18 protein-coding genes are annotated in these 16,139 nt (G+C 70.1%); 9 read left to right on the plus strand and 9 right to left on the minus strand.

Annotated features, from left to right (window positions below):
- Positions 1-4 precede the first annotated feature (4 nt).
- Positions 5-766 carry a type I methionyl aminopeptidase gene (gene map / locus ACFP3H_RS14310; RefSeq protein WP_378605395.1) on the plus strand — a complete coding sequence of 254 codons (762 nt, stop codon included), beginning with the start codon at positions 5-7 and terminating at the stop codon, positions 764-766.
- On the opposite strand, the gene ACFP3H_RS14315 is transcribed toward map, so the two are convergent.
- Entirely contained in the window at positions 756-1,538 is a 783-nt protein-coding gene (locus tag ACFP3H_RS14315; protein ID WP_378605398.1) for a 2-phosphosulfolactate phosphatase, read from the minus strand. The two genes, map and ACFP3H_RS14315, sit on opposite strands and share 11 nt — an antisense overlap.
- Before the next feature lie 93 nt (positions 1,539-1,631).
- Positions 1,632-2,399, minus strand: a complete 768-nt coding sequence (locus ACFP3H_RS14320) for an AraC family transcriptional regulator (RefSeq protein ID WP_378605401.1) — start codon at positions 2,397-2,399, stop codon at positions 1,632-1,634.
- A gap of 55 nt (positions 2,400-2,454) precedes the next feature.
- Between ACFP3H_RS14320 and ACFP3H_RS14325 the strand changes: the two genes are divergently transcribed.
- Entirely contained in the window at positions 2,455-3,030 is a 576-nt protein-coding gene (locus ACFP3H_RS14325; protein ID WP_378605404.1) for a class I SAM-dependent methyltransferase, read from the plus strand.
- A gap of 271 nt (positions 3,031-3,301) precedes the next feature.
- Here the strand turns inward: ACFP3H_RS14325 and ACFP3H_RS14330 are convergent, their stop codons facing one another.
- Positions 3,302-3,910 carry a TetR/AcrR family transcriptional regulator gene (locus ACFP3H_RS14330; protein WP_378605407.1) on the minus strand — a complete coding sequence of 203 codons (609 nt, stop codon included), beginning with the start codon at positions 3,908-3,910 and terminating at the stop codon, positions 3,302-3,304.
- 86 nt (positions 3,911-3,996) lie between these two features.
- Here ACFP3H_RS14330 and ACFP3H_RS14335 point away from each other — a divergent pair, with 86 nt between their 5' ends.
- The 4 genes from ACFP3H_RS14335 (at position 3,997) to ACFP3H_RS14350 (ending at position 7,151) form a co-directional block, all read left to right on the plus strand.
- A complete protein-coding gene (locus ACFP3H_RS14335) occupies positions 3,997-4,893 on the plus strand; it encodes a sterol desaturase family protein (protein ID WP_378605409.1) in 897 nt (298 codons plus the stop codon).
- On the plus strand, positions 4,890-5,393 hold the full coding sequence (locus ACFP3H_RS14340) for a DoxX family protein (RefSeq protein ID WP_378605412.1): 504 nt from the start codon (positions 4,890-4,892) through the stop codon (positions 5,391-5,393). Before ACFP3H_RS14335 ends, ACFP3H_RS14340 begins: the two co-directional genes overlap by 4 nt.
- 9 nt (positions 5,394-5,402) lie before the next feature.
- Positions 5,403-5,783, plus strand: coding sequence for a PPOX class F420-dependent oxidoreductase (locus ACFP3H_RS14345; protein WP_378605415.1), 381 nt, complete (start codon positions 5,403-5,405; stop codon positions 5,781-5,783).
- A gap of 78 nt (positions 5,784-5,861) precedes the next feature.
- A complete protein-coding gene (locus ACFP3H_RS14350; RefSeq protein ID WP_378605418.1) occupies positions 5,862-7,151 on the plus strand; it encodes an acetyl-CoA C-acyltransferase in 1,290 nt (429 codons plus the stop codon).
- Between the two features lie 6 nt (positions 7,152-7,157).
- Here ACFP3H_RS14350 and ACFP3H_RS14355 read toward each other — a convergent pair whose 3' ends face one another.
- Positions 7,158-7,559 (minus strand): VOC family protein, encoded by a 402-nt coding sequence (locus ACFP3H_RS14355; protein WP_378605421.1) that lies wholly within the window; start codon positions 7,557-7,559, stop codon positions 7,158-7,160.
- Positions 7,529-8,299, minus strand: a complete 771-nt coding sequence (locus ACFP3H_RS14360; RefSeq protein ID WP_378605424.1) for a MerR family transcriptional regulator — start codon at positions 8,297-8,299, stop codon at positions 7,529-7,531. Before ACFP3H_RS14360 ends, ACFP3H_RS14355 begins: the two co-directional genes overlap by 31 nt.
- Before the next feature lie 60 nt (positions 8,300-8,359).
- On the opposite strand from ACFP3H_RS14360, the gene ACFP3H_RS14365 reads away from it, so the two are divergent.
- Positions 8,360-9,505 (plus strand): erythromycin esterase family protein, encoded by a 1,146-nt coding sequence (locus ACFP3H_RS14365; protein WP_378605427.1) that lies wholly within the window; start codon positions 8,360-8,362, stop codon positions 9,503-9,505.
- A gap of 51 nt (positions 9,506-9,556) precedes the next feature.
- Here ACFP3H_RS14365 and ACFP3H_RS14370 read toward each other — a convergent pair whose 3' ends face one another.
- Genes ACFP3H_RS14370 through ACFP3H_RS14380 form a run of 3 tightly spaced genes read right to left on the minus strand, consistent with a single transcriptional unit; the run spans position 9,557 to position 13,319 of the window.
- Positions 9,557-10,405, minus strand: coding sequence for an HAD family hydrolase (locus ACFP3H_RS14370; protein WP_378605430.1), 849 nt, complete (start codon positions 10,403-10,405; stop codon positions 9,557-9,559).
- Positions 10,402-11,781, minus strand: a complete 1,380-nt coding sequence (locus ACFP3H_RS14375; protein WP_378605548.1) for a metallopeptidase TldD-related protein — start codon at positions 11,779-11,781, stop codon at positions 10,402-10,404. The genes ACFP3H_RS14370 and ACFP3H_RS14375 overlap by 4 nt, the downstream gene beginning before the upstream one ends.
- 8 nt (positions 11,782-11,789) lie before the next feature.
- The gene (locus tag ACFP3H_RS14380) at positions 11,790-13,319 is read right to left on the minus strand and encodes a TldD/PmbA family protein (RefSeq protein ID WP_378605433.1); all 1,530 of its coding nucleotides are present in this window, start codon (positions 13,317-13,319) and stop codon (positions 11,790-11,792) included.
- A gap of 178 nt (positions 13,320-13,497) precedes the next feature.
- On the opposite strand from ACFP3H_RS14380, the gene ACFP3H_RS14385 reads away from it, so the two are divergent.
- Positions 13,498-14,142 (plus strand): TetR/AcrR family transcriptional regulator, encoded by a 645-nt coding sequence (locus tag ACFP3H_RS14385; RefSeq protein ID WP_378605436.1) that lies wholly within the window; start codon positions 13,498-13,500, stop codon positions 14,140-14,142.
- On the opposite strand, the gene ACFP3H_RS14390 is transcribed toward ACFP3H_RS14385, so the two are convergent.
- On the minus strand, positions 14,139-14,906 hold the full coding sequence (locus ACFP3H_RS14390) for a sulfite exporter TauE/SafE family protein (RefSeq protein WP_378605439.1): 768 nt from the start codon (positions 14,904-14,906) through the stop codon (positions 14,139-14,141). The genes ACFP3H_RS14385 and ACFP3H_RS14390 overlap by 4 nt on opposite strands.
- 55 nt (positions 14,907-14,961) lie before the next feature.
- Between ACFP3H_RS14390 and ACFP3H_RS14395 the strand changes: the two genes are divergently transcribed.
- Positions 14,962-16,137 carry a sensor histidine kinase gene (locus ACFP3H_RS14395; protein WP_378605442.1) on the plus strand — a complete coding sequence of 392 codons (1,176 nt, stop codon included), beginning with the start codon at positions 14,962-14,964 and terminating at the stop codon, positions 16,135-16,137.
- Positions 16,138-16,139 lie beyond the last annotated feature (2 nt).

Here is a 16,139-nt window from a genome sequence, read left to right on the forward strand (position 1 = left end):
CACGATGGTGGAGTTGAAATCACCCGCGGAGATCGAGCGCATGCGGGTGACCGGCCGGTTCGTCGCCGACGTGCTGGCCGGGGTGCGCGACCGGGCGGCGGTCGGGGTGAACCTGCTCGAGCTGGAAGCGTATGTGCGCGAACGGATTCGCGAGCGTGGCGCGGTGTCGTGCTACTGGGACTACTCGCCCTCCTTCGGGCGCGGACCGTTCCGCAACACGATCTGCCTGGCCGTGAACGACGCTGTGCTGCACGGACTCCCGCACGACTACGTGCTGCGCGACGGCGACCTGCTCACCGCCGACCTGGCCGTGTCCATCGACGGCTGGGTCGCCGACGCGGCGATCTCGTTCATCGTCGGCACCCCCGCGCCCGCCGACGAACGCCTGATCGCCGCCACCGAGGAAGCCCTGGCCGCCGGGATCGCCGCCGCCCAGCCCGGCAACCGCATCGGCGACATCTCCGCCGCCATCGCGAACGTCGCGCACGGATACGGATACCCGGTGAACAACGAGTACGGCGGGCACGGACTGGGCCGCACCATGCACGAGGACCCGCACATCGCCAACAACGGCCGCCCCGGCCGCGGCTTCCGCCTGCGACCCGGCCTCACCGTGGCGATCGAACCGTGGTTCGCGGCGAGCACCGACAAGATCTACACCGACGACGACGGCTGGACCATCCGATCCGCCGACGGCTCGCGCTGCGCCCACAGCGAGCACACCATCGCCGTCACCGCCGACGGACCGGTCGTCCTCACCGTGTGACACCCCCGAGCTGACCGGCTCGGTCGACGAACGCGCCGTCGGTGAGCACCGGCACGGTGGAATCCGCGTTCACCTCGACCGCGATCGCCACATCGTCGGCGAACCCGTTCGCGGCGAGTTCGCGACCCGAGGCACTCTCGGTGATCAATGCCGCGACATCCGACTTCGCGTCGAATGCGCTTGCCGCCGTGCGTGCTTCGGGCGACGGCGTCGCGAGGCCGCGATCGATCAGCGCGGCCACCAGCGCGCCCGCGCCGAGCCAATCCTCGAGCGCGGGTCGCACGGTCTCGGTGCCCGGCCACTGCTCACCCGCCGCGACGATCGCGATCGGCTGCTCGGGCGTACCCCACCCCGCGGCCACGAGCCGGTCCGCGACCGCGTCGACATTGCGCAGACAGGCCGCCACCACCGGCGTCCCCGACACCGACGCGGCGATCGCCGACCCGTTCGGCGAAGGCAGCACCAGCCGCTCGGTGAACGGCGCCCGCCGAATCGCGGCGGGCGAGAGCGACCACGGCCCGGATTCCCTGCGCCCCACGGCCAATGCGGCACCGTGCTCGTCGGCGAACGCCCGCGCCGAACCATCACGCCACCGATACGGAAACACCGCCGTCCCCGCCCCGGTCGCCACCGACACCGAGGTCGTGAACGACAACACATCGATCACCACCAGACACCCCGCATCGCCCCCGAGCGCCGCCGCCCCCGCCCGCCCCCACTCGACCCGGATCCCGAACCCCCGCTGCCGCGACCACTCCGGTACTACCGCCATCTCGAACCGACCTCCTCCTGCGCGAATCCTCCAGTCCACCACAGTGATCGACACCGAACCAGCCCTGAACTCGCACTGCGCGAAACCTCCCGACTACCGGGCGAAGTACCGGCCCGGTGACGTGCCGACCGCCCGCCGGAACGCCGCCACATACGCGCTCGCGCTGCGATAGCCGACGCGGTCGGCGATGCGCGTCACCGGCACTCCGTCGGCCAGCGGGGTGAGCGAGGCCGCCAGCCGGATCTGGGTTCGCCACTGCGCGAAGGTCAGGCCGGTCTCGTCCCGGAACGCACGGGCCACCGTGCGGGAACTCGCGGCGGCGTAGGCGCCGAGTTCGGTGAGGGTGCGGTCGTCGGCGGGGTTGTCCAGCAGGACCTCGGCGACCGCGCGCGCCCGCGGATCGGTCGGCATCGGGGCGCCGACCGGGATGACATCGACCGGCTCGAGCAGGTCGAACACCATCGCCTCGGCCCGCGCGCGGCGATCATCGCGCAACTCTCGCGAGGTCATGTGCTCGAAGAGTTCGCGCAGGAGCGGGGACACGCTCAGCAGGGTCGGTCGCGAGTAGTCGACGGGGCACCGGTCGGGTTCGACGAAGATGCCGCGCATATCGGCCCCGGCGGTGGATCCGGTGCGATGGACGACGCCGCCCGGAATCCACAGGGCCCGGGTCGGCGGCAGCACCCAGTGGCTCGCGCCGATCTCGATCCCGATGACTCCCGTTCCCGCCCAAGCGATCTGATGCTGCGGGTGGCGGTGCTCGGCGAACCAGAACCCGGGCGCGAGCACGCCGGCGCCGAACACCATCGCCGTCGGTCCCGGCTGCGCGGCCAGCTCGAATCCCTGTCCGTTTCGCGACATGATCTGTCAGCGTAGCGACTATCGGCCACTGCTACGGGCTTCTACCGTCGAAGACATGACGATGAACTACTGGCACCGGGTGGCCTGCCGCTCGGCGGTGTGGGAATGGTTGACCGCGACGAAGGTCGTGCCGTGGGTGTTGCGCGACGTCCGACTCGGCGCGTCCACCCTCGAGATCGGACCCGGTTTCGGCGCGAACGTGGCGCCGCTGTGCGAGCGCACGCCCTCGCTCGCCGGGCTCGAGATCGACCCGGCCCTGGCCGCGCGCCTGCGCGCCCGATTCGACACCCGACTGCGCGTCATCGATGGCGACGCGACCGCGATGCCGCTGCCCGACAACGAATTCGACTCCGTGGTCAGCTTCACCATGCTGCACCACGTCCCCACCCCCGCCCAGCAGGACGACCTGTTCGCCGAAGCTCACCGCGTCCTGCGCCCCGGCGGCGTCTTCGCCGGATCCGACGGCCTCGACAACCCGCTGTTCCGCCTCCAACACCTCGGCGACACCTGCGTCCCCGTCCCACCCCACACCCTCGCCGACCGCCTCACCACGGCCGGTTTCACCGATATCGACATCCGAACCGGCCGCGGCATGTTCCGCTTCCGAGCCGAACGTCCCCGGCACGACTAGGGCGTGCGATCCATCGTCGCCGGTGGGCGTAGGCGGTGCGGGGTGCCGTCGATCGTGGTGACGAGCGAACGCCAGTCCTGTTGCGGTGCAATGAATCAACGGTGAATCGGGTCGACCCATGATGGGAGCCTGGCATCACTCCGTCAGTGCGTCGCGCTGTTCCGGTGTCAGGTCCAGCGCGTCGAGCTCGGCGCTCCGGACCGGGCGCGAGATCAGTCACTGTCCGAGCCTACGAACGTTCGCGCGCCGGCGCCCGTACCGATTTCGCGGCTCAGGAGGACGCGGCGGCGGCGCCGAGGGCGTCGATGAGGCGGCGGCTGCGGGCGCTCATCTGGGCGGCGGTCTGGTCGGGATGGCGGAGCCACCACAGCACCAGCGAGCTCACCGTGCCCATCCACACGTCGGTCAGCGCGGACAGGTCGTTCGGGTCGGTCAGCTCGACCGTGCTCAGCGCGCCGGCGACACCGCGCGCGGCCTGGGCGGCGATGCGGCGCCGAGCGGTGCGCACCGCGTCGGCGACGGGCCCCTGTTCGGGGTGGGAGCGGTCGAAGACCACCGTCCAGTCGTGCGGGCGCGGTTCCAGGGCGACGAACAGGGCCTCGACGGTCCGCTGCGCCATCGACAGGTTGTCCCCGGCGGTGATCGCGGACTCGATCGCGTCGTAGAGGATCGCCGCCGCCCGGTCCACACAGGCGATGTACAGCCGATCCTTGGACTGGAAATAGGTGTAGACCAGCGGCTTGGACACCTCGGCGCGTTCGGCCACCGCGGCGGGGGAGAGTCCGGCGTACCCGGTGCGGCCGATCTCGGCCACGGCGGCGTCGAGGATCAGCTGTTCACGCTCGGCGCGGGGGACGCCCTTGGTTCCGGCAGTACTCACCGCTCCATCCAACCACTGTTCCTGTGACGATTGACAATGAATTGACTATTTCGTAAATTACTTTCAAGTCTATATAAGGAGTCCCGATGCTGTCCGAGTTGTGGGAGCACATCAACAACCCGCTGTTGTACGCGCTCCCGTTCTTCGCGGTGTTCATCACGGTCGAGGCGCTGAGCCTGCGCCATCACGACGACGACCAGACGCCGCGGCCGTACTCGAAGATCGACAGCCGCACCAGCATCAGCATGGGGATGGGCGCCCTCGTGGCGATGCTCATCTTCAAGGCGCTGACGCTGCTGGTCTTCGTGATCCTCTACGCCGAGCTGGCGCCGTGGCACCTGCCCACCGGGGCCTGGTGGTACTGGCCGGTGTTGCTGGTGGTCGTCGACGTCGCGTGGTACTGCAACCACCGGTTCTCCCATCGGGTCCGCATCGGCTGGGCCGCGCACCAGGCCCACCACTCGAGCGAGTACTTCAACTTCGGCACCGCGCTGCGTCAGAAGTGGAACCCGTGGTCGGAGGCCATTTTCTGGGCACCGCTGCCGCTGCTGGGCTTCGCGCCCTGGACGATCTACGTGGCGTTCGCGCTCAACCTGATCTACCAGTTCTTCACCCACACCGAGACCATCGACAAGATGTGGCGCCCGATCGAGTTCGTGTTCAACACCCCCTCGCACCACCGTGTGCACCACGGCAGCGATCAGATCTACCTGGACCGCAACTACGGCGGCGTGCTGATCATCTGGGACCGCATGTTCGGCACCTTCCAGGCCGAGCTGCACACGCCGACCTACGGCCTGACCACGCCGGTCGGCACCTACAACATCCTGAAGTTGCAGTACCGCGAGTACGGCAACATCATCCGCGACGTGCGCGGCGCCCGTCGCCTGCGTGACCGGCTCGGCTACATCTTCGCCCCGCCGGGCTGGAAGCCCGCCGACAAGGCCGTCGAAACCGCCGGACTCGAGAAGCAGGCGGCGTGAGCTCTGTCGATACCGCTGCGCTCATCCTGCGTCTGACCCTGGGTAGCGTCGTGCTCGCGCACGGCGTCAACCACGCCTGGGGTGGCGGCAAGCTCGCGGGCACCGCGAGTTGGTTCGCCTCGATCGGGCTGCGGCCCGGTCGGCTGCACGCCGTGCTCGCCACGGTCACCGAGATCGTGGCGGGTGTGCTGCTCATTGTCGGTCTGCTGACCCCGTTCGCGGCGGCCGCGGTCGTCTCGACGATGGTCGTGGCGCTGATCACCGCCCACCGCACCAACGGGTTCTTCATCTTCCGCCCCGGTCAGGGCTGGGAGTACACCGCCGTCCTCGCCGCTACCGCGGTGGCCGCGGCGACGCTGGGCCCCGGGCGCTGGTCGCTGGACCACCTGCTCGACATCGCGTGGTCGGGAACCTGGCCGCTGCTGATCGCGGCCGGTCTCGGCACGTTGTCGGCGGCGCTGCTGCTCGTTGTGTTCTGGCGGCCCGCCCGACAGAACTAGGCTGCGGGCATGACCAACAGCCTCGGCGAACTGGCAACGGCGGATTACGTCCTGCTCACCACCTTCCGCAAGGACGGCACCCCCGTCGGCACCCCCATCTGGGCGGTGGCACGCGAGGACAAGCTCTTCGTGTGGACGGTCACCGACAGCTGGAAGGTCAAGCGGATCCGGCGCAATCCCGCGGTGACCATGCAACCGTGCAGTGTGCGCGGCGATGCACACGGTGCCGTTGTCGCGGGCACCGCGCGGTTGCTCGACGGCGCCGAGACCGAGCAGGTGCGCTCGGCGCTGCGGCGCAAGTACTGGCTGACCGGGTGGTTCGTCATCCTGGGCAGCAATCTGCGCCGCGGCAAGGCGGGCACGATCGGGATCGAGATCACCCCGTCCTGATCGCTTTCGCCGAACAAGTACCTAGTACTACTGGTATCGGATACCGTGGGAGTCCTATCGCTCGTCGAGAGGACTCCCATGGCTTCCCAGCGCCGTCGTGCCGTCGTTGTCGCGGGGGCGCGCACCCCGTTCGTGCGCGCGTTCACCGATTTCACCCGACTCGACAGCATCGCGTTGGCAGGTGCGGCGGTGCGCGGGCTGATCGAACGCAGCGGGATCGAACCTGCGCGGATCCAGTCGATCGTCTGGGGCGGGGTCGTGCTGCCCAGCCACGCGCCGAACATCGCCCGTGAGGTCGCGCTGGATCTGAATCTCGATTTCGGGTGCGAGGGGTACACGGTCACCCGGGCGTGCGCGTCGGGGTTGCAGGCGGTGACCTCGGCGGCCGCGGCGATCGAACGCGGCGAGTACGACATCATGATCGCCGGTGGCAGCGATTCCACCAGCAACGCCGAGATCAAGCTCCCGCAGAAGGTGGTGCACGCGGTCGCGCCGGTCGCGCTGGGCAAGCCCAAGCCGATGGACTACCTCGAGGTGGTCCGCCAACTGGCGCCGTTCACCGACATTCTGCCGCGTCAGCCCAAGATCGCCGAGCGCACCACCGGCGAGGTGATGGGCGAATCCGCGGAGAAGATGGCCCGGATCAACGGCATCTCGCGCGCCGATCAGGACGAATTCGCGGCGCGCTCGCACCACCGGGCCGCGGCCGCGATCGCCTCGGGGCGCTTCGACGACGAGGTCGTGCCGGTCACCACGCCCTCGGGCACGCTGATCGACACCGACACCATCGTGCGCGCGAACACCAGCGTCGACAAGCTCGCCACCCTGCGCCCGGTCTTCGAACGCGACGGCACCGTCACCGCGGGCAATGCCAGCCCGCTCACCGACGGCGCCTCGGCCGTGCTGCTCATGAGCGAGGAGACCGCGCGCGCCATGGGCTTCACCCCGCTGGCCGCCTTCCGCTCCTGGAGTTTCGTCAGCGTCGACCCCGCCGATCAGGTGCTCATCGGCCCCGCGATCTCGATGCCGCGCGCCCTGGACAAGGCGGGCATGACCCTGGCCGACATCGACCTCGTCGACATCCACGAAGCCTTCGCCGCCCAGACCCTGTCGGTGCTGAAGATGCTCGAGAGCGCCGAATGGGCCAAGACCCGCCTCGACCGCGACGAGGCCGTCGGGTCCGTCGACATCGACACGCTGAACGTGCACGGCGGCTCGATCTCGCTGGGCCACCCGTTCGGCGCGACCGGCGCCCGCATGGTCACCACGATGGCCAATGAACTGGCCCGCACCGGGAAAGAGACCGCGCTGCTGGGGATTTGCGCGGCGGGTGGGATCGGCGCGTCGGCGGTGCTCGAGCGGGTCTGAGACAGGTCAGTCGGCGCGGGGGCGGTGCGCCCGGATATCCACCGGGCGCCCGTCGGGGTCCTCGGCCGTCATCGTCCACTGCGCGGGCAGGGTGTCGATCGCGCTCACCGGCAGGCCTGCGTCGGTGAGGCGATCGCGCACCGCACGCAGCCTCGCCAGGGTGCCCACGCGCAGACCCCAGCCCGCGCGGCCGAGAGGATCGCGCTCGGGACGCGGCGCTGTCGGGGTCTGCACGAACATCAGATGGTCGGCGCCACCCACGTCCAGGACGGCGATCCGCGGATCGGTCGAGGTCGCGGCGCGCTCGAAAGACAGTGTCGCGCCGAGGAATTCGGTGTAGTAGCGCACGAGCCGATCGAGGTCGGCGGTGGCGAGGGTCAGGTGATTGATTCCGAGGAGATCGGGCATGGTCGTTCCAGGCTAGCCGGATAGGCGGCGGTGTAGTCGCTCAATGCGGCCGCCGCGTCGAGCATGGCGACGCCCTGGGCGGTAAGTGTCGACTGCCAGGTGTCGAGGGCGCTCGCCAGGGCTCGGGTGCTGCCCGCGTCGCGGATCTGGGCGATGACGGCGGCGATGTGGGTGAGGCGGTGGTGGCCTCGGCGCAGGATGTGGGCCAGTTCGGCGTCGCGGAGGTCGGTGGGGTCGTAGTGGCGGTAGCCGGTCGCGGGATCGCGGGTGGGGGACAGGATGCCCGCGGCTTCCCATGTTCGCAGGGTGGCGGGGGTGACGCGCAGGTGACGGGCGAGTTCGCCGATCGTTCGGGTGCTCGCGGAAAACGGTGTGGCAGGGGGTGATTCGGTGACGAGCTGGTCGACGGCCCGGCGGACCGAGGTGAGGGTGTCGCGGTCGCGCAGCAGTTGGGTGTGGGCGCGATCGATCAGGGTGAGGGCGGTGTCGAGGTCGTCGGCGTGCAGGGCGCGCATGATCTCGCCCGCGGCGGTGTGGCCGTAGGCGGGCACCAGGGTGCGGTAGGTGCGCAGGGCGGCGGCGTGGAGTGCGGTGTAGACGCGGTAGCCGGCGGGGGTGCGCTCGGCGGGTGGGAGGAAGCCGTCGTATTCGTAGTTGCGGACCGCCTGGGTCGAGATGCCGTGCTCGCGGGCCAGATCGGCCGGGCGCAGGGTTTTCGCCGGTTTGAGACTTTTCCGCACCGACGCAGCATAGTTCCTGCTCGAGTCTCCACCGTTCTTTCAACGATACGGTGAATACACATGAGTCGAAGAATTCTGGAGTTCGTTCCGGCGTCGTGCGCATTGCTCGCCCTCGGGGAACCGACGCACCGGGAACCCGGTTTCGCCGCGATCCGCAACGAACTGGTCGCGCAGGTGGTGGCGGGTGGGTTCCGATCTGTTGCCCTGGAAACCGACAGGGTCGCCGCCCTCGCGGTGGACGAGTTCGTCCGCGGCGGCGCGGGCACCCTCGACGACGTGATGCGCACCGGCTTCTCCCACGGCTTCGGGGCGTTGGCGGGCAATCGGGAGCTGGTGGCGTGGTTGCGCGAGGACAACGCGGGTCGACCACCCGCCGACCAGGTCCACTTCCACGGCTTCGACGCCGCCATGGAGACGATGAGCGCGCCCAGCCCCCGCCCCTACCTCGAATTCGCCCGGGACTACCTCGAACTCGACCTCGACATCGCCACCTGGGCCGGGCCCGACGAGCGGTGGAGTCGCACCGAAGCGGTGCTGGACGCGGCCGCCTCGGTCGGGAACACCGCCGACGCCGAGCGGTTACACGTCATCGCCGACGACCTGCACACCGTGCTGTACACCCGCGCACCCGCACTGATCGCCGCCACCTCACTGAACGAATGGCACAGTGCCGCCGTCCATCTCAGCGCAGGACTGGGTCTGCTGCGCTACCACCGTCAAGCGGCGCGACCCGGCGCGGACGAGGTCCGCTGGACCACCCTCGCCGCCACCCGCGACGCACTCATGGCCCAGAACCTGCTCGACCTGCACGCGATCGAAGCACCACGCGGACCGACCCTGGTGTACTCGCACAACCTGCACCTGCGCCGCAACTCGAGCACCATGACGATGGGACCGATGGAACTCACCTGGTCCGGCGCGGGCGCGATCGTCGGCGCGCTACTGGGGGACCGCTACCGCGTGATCCTCGGCAGCCTGGGCCGCAGCGACGGACTCGCCCTCGGCGATCCCGCCCCGGGCACCTACGAGCACAACCTCCACCACCGCACCGACACCTGGGATCTGATCGAGGCGACAGCGGTCGGGACCGGCCATACCCGCACCGATGTGACTCAGGAACAGGGCTACTTTCCGTTGGATGCGGACATCGTCACCGCATCGGACGCGATCCTGCACCTGAGCGTCGGCCGCGCACCGACCGGGTAGGCGCTCCGGGGTGGCGGTCCACAGTTGGTGCGGCAGGTTCGATTCCGCAGCTCAGTGTCGGCCGGGTACTGCTCGCGTTCCCGTTTCGTGCCGCGCCAATTCCTCCAGGTAGGAGGCGACCCCGTCCTCGTCGTTGGTCGGCAGGACCCGGTCGGCCAGGGCGAGGACCTCGGGGTCCGCGTTGGCCGGGACCAGCGCGGTCCCCGCCCACGTCAGCATGGCGACGTCGTTGAGCGCGTCCCCGGCCGCGGCCACCGCTGTCGGGTCGATGCCGTCGAGGGCGCACAACCGGGCCAGCGCACTGGCTTTCGATACCCCCTCGGCCGCCATCTCCATGTACGCCGCACCCGAATGCGTCAGCTCCACCCCGGTGATACCGGCCGACACCGCCGCCCGGTACAGCTGCGCGCCGGGCAGTTCGGGATGGCGGGCCACGATCTTCACCATCGCGTCGAGCCCGGCGGGCAGGGTGTGCGACAGCTCCATTTCCCGCGGATCGCGATGGTGATCGGTGAACGCGCACAGCGCGGCGTAGCCGGGCTCGGCGACGAACCGGGTGGCGCCCACCGTCGCGAACACCACGCCGGGAATCAGGTCGCGGATCCGCCGGATCACCGCCGCGGCGGCCTCGGCCTCGATCGTGACGGTGTCGACGATCGACGGCGTGCCGTCGGCCAGATCGAGCAGCACCGCACCGTTGGCGCACACCGCCTTCCCGCGAAAACCACACGATCGGGCCAGCTCGTCCACCGAATGACGCGCCCGCGCGGTCGCCCACACCACCTCGATACCGGCCGCCTGCGCACTCGCCATCGCCCGCGCGGTCCGGCCCGACACGGTGCGATCCGAGCGCAGCAGCGTGCCGTCGAGATCGGTGGCGAACAACCGAACCCGGGTCATGTGGCCTGGCTGACCGAGGACATGTGGAAGTCGGGAATCCGCAAGGGCGGCATGGCGGTCCGGGTGAACCAGTCCTTCCACTCACGCGGCAGCGTGATCTCGGTGGCACCGGCCTCCGAGACCCGCCGCAGCAGATCCAGCGGACTCTCGTTGAACCGGAAGTTGTTCACCGCCCCGGTGACCTGCCCGTCCTCGACCAGATACACCCCGTCGCGGGTGAGCCCGGTGAGCAGCAGCGTGGCCGGATCGACCTCGCGGATGTACCACAGGCAGGTCAGCAGCAGACCGCGCTCGGTGCGCGCGATCATGTCGTCGAGCGAGGCATCCCCGCCGCCGGTGAGCAGCAGGTTCTCGCCGGGAACCGTGGCGGGCGCGGAGAATTCGGCCGCGGTGGCGCGGGGGTAGACCAGCGATTCGATGACGCCGTCGCCGATCCAGTCCACCCGCTGGGCCGCCAGCCCGTTGTCGAACACCGACAGCGACTCCGACGACGACGGCGTCGCCACGAACGGGCGGTACTCGAGACCGCTCGCGTTCGGATCGGAGTACAGGGTGAGCCCGAGGTCGCCGAGCCGCTCACCGATGCGCGTGCCCCCGGCCCGCGAGAACGCGGTGTGCCCCTCGTGCGCGCCCCGACCCTCCATGCTCCAGGCCAGGTAGATCATCAGATCGGCGACCGCCGAGGGCGGCAGCAGGGTCTCGTAACGACCCGCGGGCAGCTCGACGCGCCGCCGCGACCAGTCCAGCCGCCGCGACAACTCGCCGAGCAGACCCGGGGTGTCGACATCGGTGAAATCGGCGGTGCCGACCCCCACCCACGCGCTCGCCAGATCCTTACCCTCGCCGCGCTTTCCGTTGATCTCCACCGACCCGGTGGGCTGGGAGAACCGCCGCCGGACCCCGGTCGAGGTGCCCAACCAGGTGGTGTGCACCTGGTGGTGGGCGAAACCGTAGAGGCGGTCGGTGCCGTCGAAACCGACCGACAGATCGCGCGCCAACCCGGCGAACACCTCGATCTCGGTGGCCCCTGGCGCCTGATCCCAGCTCGCGGTGTCGTCGACGGTGGCGTCGAGCAACGGCATGGCGTCGCGCGCCGGGGTGGCCGTGCGGGCGGCCTCCTCGCTGGCCCGCACCACCGCCTCGATCTCGGCCGGATCGACACTGGTGGAGCTGATCGAGCCCACCCGCGCCGAGTTCGGGCCGTCGCGGAACACCGAGACCACCGCCCAGTCCCGCGAGATCGAGGAACCGTTGGTGGTCATCGAGTTACCGGCCCACCGCAGCGACGCCTCGTGCGCGTCGGTGACGATCACGATCGCCTCATCGGCTTTCGACGCCGCCAGCGCACGCTCGACCACCGCGCCCGCCGGGAACAGACCCTCGCTCACTGACCGCCCTCCGTCCGGGTATTGAGAATGTTGACACCACGCACCAGCACCGACGGGCAACCGTGACTCACCGCCGCCACCTGACCCGGCTGGGCTTTACCGCAGTTGAACGCGCCCCCGAGCTGCCAGGTGCTCGGCCCACCGAGGGCCTCCATCGACCCCCAGAAGTCGGTGGTCGTCGCCTGATACGCCACATCGCGCACCTGCCCGGCCAATTCGCCGTTGCGGATGCGGAAGAACCGCTGACCGGTGAACTGGAAGTTGTAGCGCTGCATATCGATCGACCAGGACTTGTCGCCGACGATGTAGAGGCCGTCGGAGACCCGCGAGATGAGGTCGGCGGTGCTGGTGTCGCGTTCGGGATCGGGCTGCAACGACACATTCGCCATCCGCTGGATCGGCACGTGATGCGGCGAATCGGCATAGGAGCACCCGTTGGAGCGATCCAGGCCGAGCCGGGGAGCGAACACCCGGTCCAGCTGATAGCCGACCAGGACGCCGTCGCGCACCAGATCCCACTGCTGACCCGCTACGCCCTCGTCGTCGTAGCCGACGGTGCTCAGGCCGTTGACCTGCACGCGGTCACCGGTGACATGCATGATCGGGGTGCCGTAGCGCAGGGTGCCGAGCTGGTCGGGCGTGGCGAAAGACGTTCCCGCGTAGGCGGATTCGTAGCCGATCGCGCGATCGTACTCGGTGGCGTGGCCGATGGATTCGTGGATCGTGAGCCACAGGTTCGTCGGGTCGATCACCAGATCGGTCGGACCCGCCACCACCGTGGGCGCCTTCACCTTCTCGGCCAACCAGGCGGGAATCCGCGCGAGCTCCTCGGCCCAGTCCCAGGTTCCGTCGGCGCCGGTGACGTACTCCCACCCGCGACCGGCGGGCGCGGCCAGGGTCCGCATGGTCTCGAACACCCCGGCGGCGGAATCGACGGTCACCGCCTCCAACTGGGGATGCAGGCGCACCCGCTGCTGGGTGATCGAGGAACCGGCGGTATCGGCGTAGAAGGTCTGCTCCTTGACCTGCAACACCGAGGCGGTCACGTGATCGACACCGTCGGCCGCCGACAGCCGCTCCGAATAGTCTTGCAGCAGTGCCACTTTGTCGGCCGTGGGCACCGCGAACGGGTCGAGGTCGTAGGCCGACACCCACGACACGTCCGCGTAGCGGGGCTCGTCGGCGAGTTCGACGCGCTCGCGATTGAGCGAACGCAGCGCCCGCGCCACCGTCACCGCCCGGCGCGCCACCGCGGCGGCGGTCTCGGGCGTGAGCGCGGCATGGGAGGCGAAACCCCATGTCCCGTCCACGATCACGCGCACCGCCAGACCGAGCTCGGTCGAATCCGTCACCGCCTCGACGCGCCCGTCGCGCAACCGGATCGACTGCGTCACCAGGCGCTGCACGCGCAGATCGGCGTGCTCGGCACCGGCCGCGCGCGCCGCCGACAGCGCCGCCTCGGCCAAGACGCCGAGCCCGAGCGCGCGGAACTCCTCGTCCACCTCTGGGGAAGTAGTGGTACTCACCGGACCTACGCTAGCCGGTGGCACCGACACTCGGCAGCCGCGGCGCGAAAAGTGCCGTCCACCAGCGCGTATTTCGGACCGTCCGGCGCGAAACCGGGCGTGCGCCAGGCACAACCGGGACGCGCGGAGGCTCGCGCGTTCCCGCCGAGGCGAGCGTCGATGCCGTAGGGTGCCCGCCGTGCCGCCATCTGCCCTGCGTGATCGAAAACGGGAACGAACCCGTCGTGCGATCCTCCTGGCCGCCGTCGAACTGTTCGAGGCCAGGGGCTACGACGAGACGACCGTGGCCGATATCGCCGCCGAAGCCGAGGTCGGCACCCGCACCTTCTTCAACTACTTCGCCAGCAAGGAAGAACTGCTCTTCCCCGAACCCGACGACCGGGTTCGCGCGGCCGTCGCCGCCATCGCCACCCGCCGACCCGGCGAACAGCCCGTGGAGGTCCTGCTGCGAGCGCTGCGCGCGGCAGGCGACGACGCGGGCGAACACCTCGTCGACGACGTGAATTCGCGCGTGGCCGCGTTGCGCGCGCGGGTCTCGCGCACCGTCCCCTCGGTCAGTGGTCGCGCCGCGCACGCCCAACTGCTCGCCCAGCGCGAGATCGCCGGGCAACTCCACCTCGCCTTCCCCGACGAACTCGACGAGGTCGGCGCCGCCGCGCTGGTCGGGGCCGTGATCGGCGCGGTCTCCGGTGCGCTGTCGGTGCTGTTCCGCGACCACCGCCACGGCGTCGACGACGGCGAGGGCCTGCACCGCCGCATCCACGAGACCACCGCGCGCGTGCTGCGCCCCTGGCTCACCGCCGCCGCGGAACCGGCGCGCTAGGCGAACTGCTGCCAGCCCAACCGGATCACCATCACCACCACCACGACCAGCAACACCACCCGCACGAACCCGGCACCCCTGGCCAACGCCATCCGCGAACCGACCAGCGCCCCGGCCACATTCGCCACGGCCATCCCCGCGCCCAGCCCCCACAGGATGTGCCCGGTCGCGCCGAGGAACAGCAGCGCACCCACATTCGACCCGCAGTTGATCACCTTCGCCATCGCCGCCGCCCGCACGAACTCGGTGCCCAGCAGCGTCGCGAAGGTGATGATCAAGAAGGTGCCGGTGCCCGGTCCGAGCAGGCCGTCGTAGAGCCCGATCAGACCCGCCGCCAGCGCGACCACCCAGATCACCTTGCGCCGGGTCGGTGGATGGGTGGCCATCGTCAACCCCACCGAGGGTCGCGCGGTCACGAAGATCGCCACCCCGACCAGCACCACCATCACCAGCGGAATGAACAGGTCGCGATCGATCAGCGACACCGCCGCCGCACCGCACGCCGCGGTGATCGCCGCGATCACCGCGCCCGGCAGCAGCACCTTCCACTGCATCGGCACCTTGCGCGCGAAGGTCGCCACCGCCGTGGCCGTGCCGGCCAGCGCGGCCAGTTTGTTGGTGCCCAGCGCGGTCTGTGGGGCGATGCCGGGCATGACGAGCAGCAGCGTCGGCAGAATGATCAGCCCGCCCCCGCCGACCACCGCGTCGACCCACCCCGCCGCCGCGGCCGCCACCAGTAGGACCGTCCAGTCTCCCCATTGCATCGGACAAGGCAATCAAGATCACGGCGCGAACGCCAGCCGAGACTAGGCTGACCGGGTGCGCCGGTTCAGCCTGTGGCTTCGTGGTCGACCCATCGTCGCCGACTCGATCCTGGCCGCGGTGCTCATGCTGATCGACATCGCCGGGGTGGGCGACGAGCGACACAAGGCCGTCTACCTGGTGTTCTCGGTCATCCTGCCGCTGCCGCTGGTCCTGCGCCGGGTGTACCCGCGCGCGATGGCCGCGGTGCTGCTGGTGCTGTCGGTGGTGAACACGATCGTCGGCCATCTGGTCGACGCGGGTGCCACCGATCACATCTCGCTGATCGGGGTCGGGGTGATGCTCTACACCCTCGTCGCCTACGTCGGCCGCCGCGAGGGCCTCATCTACCTGGCCTTCCTCGCCTTCGACCTGGTGTTGTCGGTGGCACTGCTCGACGAACCCACCGGCGTCGACCTGGCGATGGTCGGGCTCATCTACGCCCTGTGCTGGACCCTGGCCGAGTTCAACGGCGCCCGCCACGCCTACGACGCCGAGGTCGCGGCCCGCCTCGCGGTCGCCGACTACGACCGCGAACGCCGCGCGCACGACGCGGTCGCCGCCGAACGCACCCGCATCGCCCGCGAACTCCACGACGTGGTCGCCCACGCGGTCAGCGTGATCATCGTGCAGGCCGACGGCGCGAAATACGCCCTGCGCGCCGACCCCGACACCGCCGAACGCGCGCTGGCCACCATCGCCGGAACCGGCCGCGACGCCCTGCGCGAGCTGCGCCGCACCGTCGCGCTGCTGCGCACCGAACACGCGCCCGAGCTGCTGCCCCAGCACGGCAGCGCGGGCATCGCGAAGGTGGCGCAGATGATGCGCGAGGCCGGCGTGGCCGTGGATCTGGAACTGCGCGGCGAACTCGACGACATCGCCCCCGAACTGAGTCTGGGCGTGCATCGCATCGTGCAGGAGTCACTCACCAACACCCTGCGCCACGCGGGCATCGAGCCCAAGGCGGTGGTCCGGGTGCACCGCCACGAGACCGACATCCTGGTCGAAGTCACCGACAGCGGCGGCGTTCCGGCCCACGTCAACCCCGTGACCGGCATCGCGGGCGGGGGCATGGGCCTGGTCGGGATGCGCGAACGCGTCGCGGTGCTCGGCGGCACCCTGCACGCGGGCAGGCTCGACGACGGACGCTGGCAGGTGCGCGCCGAGCTGCCCTTGCACGTCGAAGCGGACTGATC

Source organism: Nocardia lasii, from assembly GCF_042658545.1.
GTDB classification, from domain to species: Bacteria; Actinomycetota; Actinomycetes; order Mycobacteriales; family Mycobacteriaceae; genus Nocardia; species Nocardia lasii.